The organism is Phreatobacter sp. (assembly GCF_052440005.1).
In the GTDB taxonomy this organism is placed as follows: domain Bacteria; phylum Pseudomonadota; class Alphaproteobacteria; order Rhizobiales; family Phreatobacteraceae; genus Phreatobacter.
Window position 1 is genome coordinate 1 of record NZ_JBQVQL010000118.1, and the last position, 11,901, is coordinate 11,901.

12 protein-coding genes are annotated in these 11,901 nt (G+C 70.5%); 7 read left to right on the plus strand and 5 right to left on the minus strand.

What is annotated here, in order from left to right:
* On the minus strand, window positions 1-1,408 hold a 1,408-nt coding region (locus ACT6XY_RS20530), incomplete at its 3' end, for an EAL domain-containing protein (RefSeq protein WP_444750166.1).
* Between the two features lie 219 nt (window positions 1,409-1,627).
* Between ACT6XY_RS20530 and ACT6XY_RS20535 the strand changes: the two genes are divergently transcribed.
* The 4 genes from ACT6XY_RS20535 to ACT6XY_RS20550 all read left to right on the plus strand — a co-directional run bounded on the left by ACT6XY_RS20535 (window position 1,628) and on the right by ACT6XY_RS20550 (window position 5,704).
* Window positions 1,628-2,080, plus strand: coding sequence for a MaoC family dehydratase (locus ACT6XY_RS20535; RefSeq protein WP_444750167.1), 453 nt, complete (start codon window positions 1,628-1,630; stop codon window positions 2,078-2,080).
* Window positions 2,081-2,165: 85 nt separating this feature from the next.
* The gene (locus tag ACT6XY_RS20540) at window positions 2,166-3,131 is read left to right on the plus strand and encodes a bifunctional riboflavin kinase/FAD synthetase (protein WP_444750168.1); all 966 of its coding nucleotides are present in this window, start codon (window positions 2,166-2,168) and stop codon (window positions 3,129-3,131) included.
* 118 nt (window positions 3,132-3,249) lie between these two features.
* Window positions 3,250-4,959 carry a methyl-accepting chemotaxis protein gene (locus tag ACT6XY_RS20545; RefSeq protein ID WP_444750169.1) on the plus strand — a complete coding sequence of 570 codons (1,710 nt, stop codon included), beginning with the start codon at window positions 3,250-3,252 and terminating at the stop codon, window positions 4,957-4,959.
* A gap of 52 nt (window positions 4,960-5,011) precedes the next feature.
* Complete coding sequence (locus ACT6XY_RS20550; protein ID WP_444750170.1) at window positions 5,012-5,704, plus strand: FMN-binding negative transcriptional regulator; 693 nt, start codon at window positions 5,012-5,014, stop codon at window positions 5,702-5,704.
* On the opposite strand, the gene ubiA is transcribed toward ACT6XY_RS20550, so the two are convergent.
* Window positions 5,697-6,638: a 4-hydroxybenzoate octaprenyltransferase gene (ubiA, locus tag ACT6XY_RS20555; RefSeq protein WP_444750171.1), complete on the minus strand. Its 942-nt coding sequence runs from the start codon at window positions 6,636-6,638 to the stop codon at window positions 5,697-5,699. The two genes, ACT6XY_RS20550 and ubiA, sit on opposite strands and share 8 nt — an antisense overlap.
* A gap of 7 nt (window positions 6,639-6,645) precedes the next feature.
* Window positions 6,646-7,128 carry a hypothetical protein gene (locus ACT6XY_RS20560; RefSeq protein WP_444750172.1) on the minus strand — a complete coding sequence of 161 codons (483 nt, stop codon included), beginning with the start codon at window positions 7,126-7,128 and terminating at the stop codon, window positions 6,646-6,648.
* A gap of 174 nt (window positions 7,129-7,302) precedes the next feature.
* On the opposite strand from ACT6XY_RS20560, the gene ACT6XY_RS20565 reads away from it, so the two are divergent.
* Both ACT6XY_RS20565 and ACT6XY_RS20570 read left to right on the plus strand, forming a co-directional pair.
* Window positions 7,303-8,049, plus strand: a complete 747-nt coding sequence (locus tag ACT6XY_RS20565; protein WP_444750173.1) for a 16S rRNA (uracil(1498)-N(3))-methyltransferase — start codon at window positions 7,303-7,305, stop codon at window positions 8,047-8,049.
* Between the two features lie 264 nt (window positions 8,050-8,313).
* Complete coding sequence (locus tag ACT6XY_RS20570) at window positions 8,314-9,435, plus strand: carboxylate-amine ligase (RefSeq protein ID WP_444750174.1); 1,122 nt, start codon at window positions 8,314-8,316, stop codon at window positions 9,433-9,435.
* A gap of 40 nt (window positions 9,436-9,475) precedes the next feature.
* Here ACT6XY_RS20570 and ACT6XY_RS20575 read toward each other — a convergent pair whose 3' ends face one another.
* Complete coding sequence (locus tag ACT6XY_RS20575) at window positions 9,476-10,309, minus strand: LytTR family DNA-binding domain-containing protein (RefSeq protein WP_444750175.1); 834 nt, start codon at window positions 10,307-10,309, stop codon at window positions 9,476-9,478.
* 88 nt (window positions 10,310-10,397) lie between these two features.
* Between ACT6XY_RS20575 and ACT6XY_RS20580 the strand changes: the two genes are divergently transcribed.
* The gene (locus ACT6XY_RS20580) at window positions 10,398-11,378 is read left to right on the plus strand and encodes an alpha/beta hydrolase (RefSeq protein WP_444750176.1); all 981 of its coding nucleotides are present in this window, start codon (window positions 10,398-10,400) and stop codon (window positions 11,376-11,378) included.
* Window positions 11,379-11,396: 18 nt separating this feature from the next.
* Here the strand turns inward: ACT6XY_RS20580 and ACT6XY_RS20585 are convergent.
* Window positions 11,397-11,901: exodeoxyribonuclease VII large subunit (locus ACT6XY_RS20585; protein WP_444750177.1), on the minus strand; the 505-nt coding region annotated here is incomplete at its 5' end.

Genomic DNA, 11,901 nt, shown 5'->3' on the forward strand with positions numbered 1-11,901 from the left:
CCCGGGCGGCAGGCGGCGCGGCGGCGGCAGCGGGAGCGGCGGAGGCCGGTTCGGCGGACGACATGACCTCGGCCCGCACCGGACGCGGCAGCGAGAACAGAGCGCCCTGGGCGAGCTTCACGTCGTAATCGAGAAGGTCGACCACCACCGCCTCGGTCTCCACGTCCTCCACCACGATATCGATGCCGTAGCGCAGGAAGAGGCCCGACAGGTCGGCGACGTGGATGGCGGCGCCGGTCTCGGCGGAGCGGGCGATCATCAGGGAGGCTGGCACCTTGACGAGGCGGAAACCCTTGTCGGCGAGGTCGCGCGGCTCGATGCGCAGGTCGCGCACGCCGTCCATGGCGAATCGGAAGCCCTTGTCGCTGAGGCTGCGAAGGGTCTCGACGTCGAGGGCGCTCATGGCGCGCACGGTCGCCTGGGTGAAGCCGAGGACGAGCGAGCCGGCGATGGCGCGCGAGGCCTCCAGCGAGGCGATCAGCTCGGTGGCGAAGGCGGCGTCCGCCAAGGCCGATCCGGAGACGTCGCAGACGAGGCCGACGTCGCGGTTGCGGGCGGTCAGGCGGCGGACGATCTGCACGCAGCGGCCGAGCACCTCCGCGTCAAGGCCAGGCATCAGGCCGGCGTCGTCGGCGAGGGCGCGGTAGTCATGCGGCAGCAGGACCTGGCCCTCGGCGGTACGCAGGCGCACCGAGGCCTGATAGGAGCGCACCTTGCGCTGCGGCAGGGTGACGATGGGCTGCAGGAAGAGCTCGTAGCGCTTGGCCGAGATCGCCTCGTCGATCGCGGCGATGGCGTCGGCCCGGGTCATGCCCTCGAAGATCTCCGGCAGGTCGGCGGCCGCCTGGCGCGGCTCGGCCTGGCGGCGAAGCTGGGCGGCCTGCCGCTGCAGCACCTGGACGGGCGGCGGCGGGGGCGGCGCCTCGCGCTGGACAGGCGCGGCGACGGCGGGCCCGGCCAAGGGCATCGCCACCGAAGGCTGCGACGCGACGGCGGCAACGGGGCTCGTCACCTGGAGGATCGCGGCCTCATGGATCTCGAGGGTTTCGGCGAACTGCTTGACGAGGGCGCCGAGCTCGCCGACCTCCTCGGCCAGGGGATCGGCGAGGGCGCGCGCCCGCTCCAGCGCCAGGGCCTCGAAGCGCTCGATGCGCTGGGTCAGCTCGGCGAGGCTGCGCGCGGCCTCACCGCTCGTGCGGGTGAGCTCGGCGAGACGCGCCTCCGTCGCGGTCCGGTCAGCGCCGATCTGGCCGCCGAAATGGCCGATGACCATGGCGAGGAGCGCGCCCAGCCCGACGGCCGCGGCCGTCCCCGCCTCGACCGCGGCTACGGTGAAGGCGAGGACGGAGGCCGATGCGGCGATCGCCACCATGCAGAGTGCGATGAAGTAGGAACCCGGTCGGGCCATGTTGAGCCGAATGTGATCCGCTGGCTGTTGCTCCACCGCGAGAATGCAATGCGGCATGCTGATTCGTCTCGCATTTCCATGGCGCGGAAGCGCTCCTCGGCGCTTGCCCACAGGGACTTCTCCCCCCACCGGGGAACCACCGCGCCGTCAGCAGATTGTCCTATTGCGCTGCATCATAACCGTGGTGAAGGTTGCGCCCCCCGCAGGAGGTGTCCCCCCATGCCGATCCGCTCCATCCGGTCCCTGGCCTACGAGGATCTGACCGTCGGACAGTCCGAACTGGTCATGAAGACCGTCACCGACCAGGACATCGTCGGCTTTGCCGACATTTCGGGCGACCAGAACCCCATCCACCTCTGCGACGTCTATGCCTCGAAGACGCGCTTCGGCCAGCGCATCGCCCACGGTCTCTACACCGCCAGCCTGATCTCGGCGGTGATCGGCACCCGCCTGCCCGGCCCGGGCGCCGTCTATCTCTCGCAGACCCTGAACTTCAAGGCGCCGGTGAAGATCGGCGACGTGGTGCGGGTCCATGTCGAGGTGGCGGAGCTGATCCCGGAGCGCCAGCGGGCGCGGCTCGCCTGCGAATGCGCAGTGGACGCGGCGGTGGTCCTCGAGGGGGAGGCCTGGGTGCGCGTTCCCTCGCGCACGGAGCTGGAGGCGGCGGCCTGAGGCCGAAGAGGCTGCTTGACGGGCCGTGCCGCCGTCGGCAGGGTCCGCCCCGCCATTGCCCACCCCGTCGAAGCCTGCTCGCACCATGCCCCTGATCCTGCCGCCGCCAAGGCCGGCCGCCTCCTTTCCGGTCCTGGCCCGCGACACGGCGGTGCCCGCAGCCCTGCGCGGCGCAGTCGTTGCGATCGGCAATTTCGACGGCGTGCACCTGGGTCACAAGCACGTGGTCGCGGCGGCGCGCACGCGCGCGGCCGCGGCCGGTCGCCCGGTCGTCGCCATGACCTTCGAGCCCCATCCGCGCGCCTATTTCCAGCCGGACGTGCCGTTGTTTCGCCTGAGCAGCGCCAGCGGAAAGGCGCGGCTGCTGGCGGGCCTCGGGATCGACGCCCTCGCCGTCCTCCCCTTCGACCGCACCCTCGCGGAGACGTCGGCGGACGCCTTCGAGGACGACTTGCTGGTCGACTGGCTCGGCGCGTCCGACGTCGTCGTCGGCCGTGACTTCCATTACGGGGCGCGGCGCGCCGGCAGCGCGGAGACCCTCCGGCAGGCCGGCGCTGCCAAGGGCTTCGGCGTGACGCAGGTGGCGGCGCTCGACAGCGGCGGCACGACGATCTCGTCATCCGCCATCCGCGACGCGCTCGCGGCCGGTGAGGTCGAGGCTGCCAATGCGCAGCTCGGGCACGCCTGGTTCGTCACCTCGACCGTCATCCACGGCGAGAAGCGCGGACGGGAGCTGGGCTATCCCACCGCCAACCTGAAGCTCGACCCGGCCTGCGGCCTGAAGCACGGCATCTACGCCGTCAAGGTCGGCCTCGACGGGCGCTGGCTGGACGGTGTCGCGAGCTTCGGCCGCCGCCCGACCTTCGACAACGGCGCGCCTCTGCTGGAGGTCCATGTCTTCGATCTCGCCGAAAGCCTCTACGACCGCGACCTCGACATCGTCTTCGCAGGTTTCATCCGGCCGGAGGCCAAATTTGACTCCCTCGACGCGTTGATCGTCCAGATGGACCAGGACAGCCGCGACGCCCGCGCCATGCTACACAGGGCCTGACCGGCGACTATTCGCGGCCCGAGCGTGCGAAATTGAACCACATCGCGGGGATGTTGATCCTATTTTAACCGCGGGGCCGCCTACTCTGGAACCAGTCAATCCAGAGGACAGCTCCCCCATGTCTGCCCGCATTCCCAGCCTCAAGATCGGCGGCAAGTCGGTCGGTTTCGTCATCTTCCTGCTCGCCGTCACCGCGATCGTGACGGTCGTCGCCGGCTGGTCCCTGATCCAATCACGGAACGAGGCGACCGCGCTGCGCGACGCGCAGACCAACCTGCGCACGCTGGCGGTCCTCTTCGCCTCGAACCACGCCGACAGCCGCTTCACCGTCGCCGGAGAGCGGGTTTCCGACATGCGCGCCGGCACCATGCCCACCTTCGCGGACCACAGCATCGTCGACCGGACGATCCAGGCGGTGGGGGGTGTCGCCACCATCTTCGTCACCGACGACAGGGGCGTCTTCGTGCGCCGCACCACCAACGTTAAGAAGGAGAACGGCGACCGGGCGGTCGGCACGGCGCTCGCCCCCGATCATCCGGCGCAGACCCCGCTGAAGGCCAGCCAGCCCTACTACGGTCCGGCGACGCTGTTCGGCCGTTCATTCTACACCGCCTATCAGCCCATCCTCGACTCGGCCGGCAAGGTGATCGGCGTGCTGTTCGTGGGCATTCCCACCGAGCAGCTCCACGCCCAGGCGCGCCAGACCCTCTACGGCATGATCGGTTCGCTGCTGGCAATCGTCGTGGTGCTCGGCGGGCTCGCCGCCTTCGTGGTGCGCCGGGCGGTGAAGCCGCTGGTGGCCGCGACAGCATCGCTCGAGCGGGTGGCCGCAGGCGACCTCGACGCCCCCATCGCAGCCCCGACGCGCGCCGACGAGATCGGTGACCTGACCCGCGCCCTGATCGTGCTGCGCGACAACGCACGCCAGGCAAAGGCTGCGGAGGCCGACCGGCTGGCCGAGGTCGAGGCCCGCGCCGACCGTGGCCGCCGCCTGGAAGCCGCCATCGTCAGCTACGAAAAGACCATGGCCGCCCGCATCACCGATGCGGACGCCGCGGTGAGCGGGCTCGACACCAGCGCCGCGACCCTGACCTCGACCTCCGAGGCCATGGCCGGCCGGGTGAGCAACGCCTCCGACGCCACGGACCGGGCGACCGCCAACATGAACGCCGTGGCGAGCGCCGCCCATCAGCTCGCGGCCTCCATCACCGAGATCGGCCGACAGGTGTCGGCTTCTTCCGAGGTGGCCGGACGGGCGGTGAAGGAAGCCGGCGAGACCGGCTCGCGGGTCGCCGAGCTGGACGGCGCCGCACGCAAGATCGGCGAGGTCATCAGCCTCATCAACGCCGTCGCCGAACAGACCAACCTGCTCGCCCTCAACGCCACGATCGAAGCCGCCCGCGCCGGCGAGGCCGGCAAGGGCTTCGCCGTCGTCGCCGCGGAGGTGAAGCAGCTCGCCGGCCAGACCGCCAAGGCCACCGACGAGATCGCCTCGCAGGTCGGCCGCATGCAGGCCGCCACCAATGCGACGGTCCAGGCCATCGGCGTCATCACCGAGACCATCGGCTCCATGGACCACATCACCACGGCCATTGCCGCCGCGGTCGACCAGCAGCAGTCCTCGACCTCCGAGATCTCGCGGGCGATCGCGGAGGCGAACAGCCAGGCGGACCTCGCGCGCCGCTCCATCCTGGACGTCAGCGGCGCCGCCGCCGGCACCGGGCGGTCGGCGGCGGAGGTCACCGAGGCGAGCCGCCGCCTCGCCGGCTGCTCCTCCAGCATCGACCAGGCGCTGAAGGCCTTCGTCACCGAGGTGCGCGCCGCCTGATCATCGGGGCACATGCGCCCCATGAGCACCGTTGATTGGACCGGCCGGGACGATGACCCTATCGTCCCGGCCGTTCTCGTTCCGCCCCGAGGGTTCCGCGATGTACGTGCCGCCCCTGTTCCGGATGGGCGAGGAGGCCGAGGTCATGGCCTTCTGCCGGGCCCACCCCTTCGCTCTCCTGGTGACCCACGGCCGCGACGGCCTGTTCGCCACGCACCTGCCGGTGATCCTGAAGCAGGACGGCGAGGGCGGCGCCGCCTTCTTCGGCCATATCGCCAGGGCCAATCCGCACTGGCAGAACACGGAAGCGGGGTCTGAAGCCCTGCTCGTCTTCAGCGGGCCGCAGGCCTACGTGACGCCATCGTGGTATGCGACGAAGAAGGAGACGGCCAAGGTCGTCCCGACGTGGAACTATGCCAGCGTCCATGTGCGCGGCCGGGTGACCTGGCCGGCGGAGCCGGATTTCCTGCGGCAGAACCTTGCCGACCTGACCGACCGCCACGAGGCCGGACGCGACCATCCGTGGGCGATGAGCGACGCGCCGGACGATTTCCTCGCCATGCAGATGCGGGCGATCGTCGGCATGCAGTTCGCGGTGTCGTCCTTCGACGCCAAGCTGAAGATGAGTCAGAACCGCCCGTCCGCCGACGTGGAGGGCGTGATCGCCGGCCTGTCGGCCTCCGGCGACCCCGCCGACGCTGTGGTGGCGGAGATCGTCGGGTCCCTGCACGGCAAGGTCAGCTGAGGGCGCGAAGGAGCGCAGCCGCCATCAGCCCGGCGAGGAAAAGGAGCCCCGCGTCGCGGTTCGACTTGAACAGGCGGAGGCAGAGGTCGGGATCGGCTATGTCGAGCGAGCGGACCTGCCAGGCGAGGTGGGCGGCGAAGAGGGCGAGGCCGAGCCAGGCGAGCGGTGGGGCCGCGAGGCTCCACAGCGCCGCGCCGAAGAGCGCCACCGCCGCGACATAGAACAGCGACAGGTAGAGCGGAGTTTTCTCGCCGAAGAGCAGCGCCGTCGATCTGACACCGACGATGGCGTCGTCCTCGCGGTCCTGGTGCGCGTAGATCGTGTCGTAGCCGATCACCCAGAGGATGGAGCCGGCGTAGAGCAGGAGCGCGGGAGCGTCGAGCCGGCCGAAGGCCGCCGCCCAGCCCATCAGCGCGCCCCATGAGAAGGCGAGGCCGAGCACCGACTGCGGCCACGAGGTGATGCGCTTCATGAAGGGGTAGATGGCGACCACCGCCAGCGAGGCGATGCCGACCGCCCAGGCGAAGGGCTGCCAGAGCGCCAGCAACACGCAAGCGCCGAGCCCGATCTGCGCGGCGAGGAAGATCTTGGCCTGACGGCTGGTGACCTGGCCGGAGGGCAGCGGCCGGGAGCGGGTGCGCTCGACGAGGGCGTCGATGTCGCGGTCGACGAGGTCGTTGTAGGTGCAACCCGCGCCGCGCATCGCCACGGCGCCGACGGCGAAGAGCAGCATGTGCCAGAGGTTCGGCAGGGGCTGGCCCGCCGCGAGCGCGGCGAAGGCCGCCGACCACCAGCAGGGGAGGAGCAGGAGCCAGGAGCCGATCGGACGGTCGGCGCGGGCGAGCCTCAGATAGGGCCGCCAGGCGAGGGGCGCGTGGGTGTCGACCCAGGAGCCCCGAACGGCGTCGGCGACGCGTCCGTCCGCGGCGGTCATCGCCGGATCAGAGCGCGCCGGGGGTGCGCAGGTCGAGCTGCGGGCGGCGGCCCGCATTGGGCGCGAAGGGATTGCCGCCACCGGCCTCCGCCTGGCGACGCTGGCGCTCGAGCTGGGCGACGCCGTTGCAGGCCTGGGTGCGGTTGCGGGTGATGTTGGCGACGCCGGTGTTGACGTCATTCATGATCTGCTCGGGCAAGCGGCAGAATTCGGCGTTCGTGGTCATCCACTGCTGAAGCCGGCGGAACGAGGCCTGGGCCGTGGTGAGCGCGGCGCAGGCGCGCTGGGCATTGGCCTTGGCCTGCTCGAAGCTCGATGGACGGCCGCGCGGGATCGCCGCCTGGGTCTGCTTCATGACTTCCTGGTGCGCCGTGATCAGCGGCTGGAACTCGGCCTGGCAGATCTCGTTGGCGCGCACCTCGCCGCCCGCCACGACGGCGGTGAGAGCCAGGGCTGCCAGGGCAGTCTTCATCGCGTAAGGACGGTACATCGTTCGGCCCCTGAACACGTCCGCAGAGCGAGCGAGGTTGAGTGAAATCGCTTGGTTACATATCAATCGGTCAGCATCGTGGCAATGTGACCGACGGTCGGGACGGGTCTTCCTCCACCGCCGGCGCGCAGCCCATGCCGGGCCGCCGGCCCGGCCGAGGAGGAAACACGCGACATGGCGGCCTATGATTTCAAGGCGATACGGCTTTTCGTGGCCGGTCCCCTCGCCGAGGGCGCGGTTCTCGCCTGCGACGCCGACCAGACCAATTATCTCCTCAACGTCATGCGGCTGGACGACGGGACGCGCATCGCCGCCTTCGACGGGGCGAACGGCGAATGGGCCGCGCGGCTGAGGCGCAGCGGCAAGAGGTCGCTGTCGCTCACGGTCGAGGAGCGCCTCAGGCCGCAGCCGGACGCCTGCGACCTCTGGCTGCTCTTCGCCCCCCTGAAGCACGCCCGCCTCGACTATATGGTTCAAAAGGCGGTAGAAATGGGCGTCGCGCGCCTGGTCCCGGTCATCACCCGCCATACCCAGGCCTCCCGTGTGAACCTCGAGCGGATGCGGGCGAACGCCGTGGAGGCCGCGGAACAATGCGGCATCCTGACGGTTGCCGGATGCGATGACGCACAACCCCTTACCAGCGCACTGGCCGCCATGCCCCCGGACCGGCTCCTCGTCTTCTGCGACGAGGACGCCGTCATCGCCAATCCCGTCGAGGCCCTGCGGGCCAACGGGGCGGTGGGAGATGGAATCGCCGTGCTCATCGGACCGGAAGGCGGCTTTTCCGAGGAGGAGCGCGCTTTCATCGCCAGGCGCCCGCGGACCCTCGCCCTGTCGCTCGGACCGCGAATCCTCCGGGCCGACACGGCGGCGGTCGCCGCTCTCTCGGTGGTGCAGGCCAGCCTCGGCGACTGGCGCTGACGCCGGCACGCTGCCGGCGAGGACGCCGGACGGGCCCGAAGTCAACGAATTTAAGTTCACGCCATCTTTCAATACGTTACGAAATCGTGGCGATCCGTGACCGGATCGGGCCACATTTTCGCCCCGCGACGCGCCAGCCTTCTGGCGCACCGGACGCCGCCCCGGACTGGGAGGGGCGCGCCGGCGAGCGGCCGCTTTCCGGCCCGCTCCAAGCATAAATCCTGACGTCCATTCGATTTCTGACGTCCATTCATGGAGACGAACATGTCGGACACCCGCCGCTTCGGCATCGAGGAAGAATTCTTCGTCGTGGATGCCGAGACCAAGGCCGTGATGCGCCGCATGCCGCAGGGCTTCCTCGATGCCGCCAAGGTCAGGCTCGGCGACCGGGTCGGCAGCGAGATGCTGCAGTCGCAGATCGAGCTGACGAGCTCGGTCCACAACAGCGCCACCGCCGCCCGGAACGAGCTGCAGGCCATGCGGGGCATGCTGGGCGAGGTCGCGGCGAAGCACGGCCTCGCCATTCTCGCCTCCGGCACCCATCCCACCGCCATGTGGGCGACGCAGCGCGCCAGCGACGCGCCGCGCTACGACAGCGTGATGCACGACCTGCAGATGATCGGCCAGCGCAACATCGTCTGCGGCCTGCATGTCCATGCCGAGTTCGACGACCTGTCGCGGCGCATCGACGTGATGGGCCGGCTGATGCCGACCATCCCGCTGATCATCGCCCTGTCGACCTCCTCGCCATTCTGGCAGTCGCGGGCGACCGGGCTGATGGGCTACCGCCTCGCGGCCTATGACGAGTTGCCGCGCACGGGCCTGCCCGAGATGTTCAAGACGCAGGCGGAGTACGACGACTATGTCGCGCTGCTGGTGGAGGCGCGGGTCATCGAGGATTCGAGCTATGTCTGGTGGGCGGTCAGGCCCTCGCGGCGCTTTCCGACCCTGGAGCTTCGGGCGCCCGATTCCTGCACCAGCCTCGACGATTCGCTGGCCATCGCCGCTCTCTACCGATCCATGGTGCGCTACCTCATCCGCCACCCGGATTTCCGCTCGGACCTCTCGCCGCTGTCGCGGGCCGTGGCGCAGGAGAACAAGTGGCGAGCACAGCGCTACGGCATCCACGGCTCCTTCGTCGACGAGGAGCGCCGCACCACCGTCTCCATCGCCGATCTGGTGCAGGAGACCGTGACCCTGCTGGAGGAGGACGCGGAAGCGCTCGGCTGCGCCGAGGACCTCGCCCGCTGCCTCGACATCTGCGTGCGCGGCACCAGCGCCGACGGACAGCTCACCGTGTGGAAATCGGCCCTCGGGCTCGCGGAAACGCCGCATGATGCGCTCAGGGCGGTGAAGACCTGGATCGCCACGCAGACGCTGCAGTAGGATCCGTCAGCGGTCCACCGCCGCCGCCCGTGACCATCGCTCAGGCGACGCCGGCCTCCGCCAGAAGCCGGCGTCCGCGACGGCTGACAGGCAGATCGCCCGCCTCGGCGACGTGGAGCCCGACGCGCCCGAGCCGGGTTTCCGGCAAAGCAAGGGCCGTCCACGACACCCAATGAGAGCGGTGGACCCGCAGCCCCGCCGTGTCGCCGAGAAGTCCGATCGCCTCCGACAGCGCGCAGAGGATTAGCGCTTCGCCGCGCGCCGTCCGGACGCGGAGGTAGTGATCCTCGGCGCTCAGCGACAGGATCAGCGCCCCCCGCAGGCGGAACGGCAGGCGGGCGTCGAACGGGTTGTCCGGCTGCGCGACGACCGGGGCGGGTGTCGGGGGCGAAGACGGAGCTTCAGGCCGGGAGTGGCTTCCCCCGATGGACCGGGTGGCGACACCGGTCCGCATCCGCCGCTCCAGGAACCAGCCCGCCGCACCGATCAGGAGGTTGACGACCGCCGTCTGGGCAATGAGCTCGGTGAAGGTGACGAAGGCCAGGCTCGCAGGCGCCAGCAAGGACAGGTGCCACTGGACCACGACGGCGCCGGGAAGGGCCGCAGCAAGCGCCACGCCGAGGGCGGCCCAGAGTGGGGCCTCACCTGCGAAGACGAAACGGCGCAGGGCCATGTTGCCGAGGACGATCAGGGCGCCGATGACCAGCACGTTGGCGGAAAAGTGCAGCAGGCGGATCGGCAGCGGCATGCCGAGATAGGTGCCGAAGGGGCCGAGCACGCCGAGCAGGAGGCTCGCACCTGCCAGCCGCAGGGCCAGGTGAGACCGTCCGGTGGAGGTCGAGCGCGTCGACCGGGCTGCCTGAGGGGATGTCATTGGCGAAGAAATCGAACCGTTCGCGAAGGACCGAGAGACTAGGAGCCGGGGCCGCCCTAGGCAACCGGCTGTCGCTCCGGAGACCCTCATGAAGCTCGCCCTGATCACCGCTCTCTCGCTCGCAGCCGCCCTCGTCGCCGCTCTCGCCCTCGTGCTTGCCATGTCCGGCGTCAAGGAGCCGCCGCAGCTCGAGTCCATGTCGGCAGCCGACCAGCGGCTGGGCAGCGGGGCGCCCGTGCCGCCCTACGAGCGCTTCCCCGCGCGCGACGGCGCGCAGCTCGCCTACCGGTTCTACCCGGGGGAACCCGGCAAGGGCGTCGCCATCGCGATCCACGGTTCCAGCGGCGTATCGGTGGCCGTGCACGGCGTCTCGAGCGGCTTCGCCGCGGCGGGAATCGCGACCTACGCCCTGGACCTGCGGGGGCACGGCGAGAGCGGCACCCTCGGGGATCTTGCTTATCGCGGGCAGTCCGAGAACGACCTCGCGGACCTCGTGGCCTTCGTCTCGGCGCGCCATCCGCAGGAGAAGCTGCTGCTCTTCGGCCACTCTCTCGGCGGCGCCTTCGTGCTCCGGGTGGCCGGCAGCCCCCTCGCCTCGCGCTTCGCCGGGATCATCGCGAGTGCGCCCATCCTGTCGAGCAGCGGCCCGACGAGCCGGCCGGACACGGGAGGCTGGACCCACGTATCGATCCCGCGGATCGCGGTGCTGACGATCCTCAACCGCCTCGGCATCTCGGCTCTCGACGGCCTGCCGGTCATCGCCTACGCCGTGCCGCCTGCTGCGACGGGCAAGCGTGCGCGGATCTATTCGCACCGCCTCCTCGCCAGCCTGATGCTTCCGCGGGACTGGCAGCCAACCGTCGCATCCATCGCCCGGCCGACCGTCGTGATGATCGGTGCCGATGATGCCCTCTTCGTCGCCGGCGCCTATCCGGCGGCCATCGGCGCGGTCAATAACCGGATCCCGGTGGATGTCCTCGCCGGCATCGACCACATGGGAATGGTCTACACCCCCGCTGCGGTGGCCGCAACGACAGCCCGGGCGACCCAGCTGATGGACGGGCGCTGAAGCGGAGCCGCGGGACGCCTAGAACAGGCTTCCCTGCTCTTCCCCGCCCTTGCGGGCCTTGGGCTCGGCAGCCCTGGCTGTCTTCGGTGCGGGGGGCGGCGCCTCGCCCCCCGCGGTGGCGCCGACGCGGCCGTCGGCGAATTCGATGGCGAGCGCCGTTCCGGGCGTAACGGCGGCCGCCGACCGCAGCGGCCGGCCCTCGGCGTCACGGACGAGGGCAAAGCCGCGGGCCAGAACGCCCTGGTAGGAGAGCGCGGCGAGGAGCTTCGCCGCTCCCTCCAGTCGCTCGCTGCCACGGCCGAGGACGAGTGCGAGGGCGCGCGGAGCGCGGGCGTGCAGCGCCTGAAGCCGGTCACGGGCGCGCCCGATGCCGTCCGACTGGGTCCTCGCATAGACGCCGAGCGAGCGCGAGAGGCGGTCCGACAGGGTCGAGAAGCCCTGGCGGCGCAGTTCGGTGCGCCGCTCCAAAGCCGCCACCGCGCGGTCCGACAGCGTCGCGACGCGGTCCTGGCTGCGTTCGATC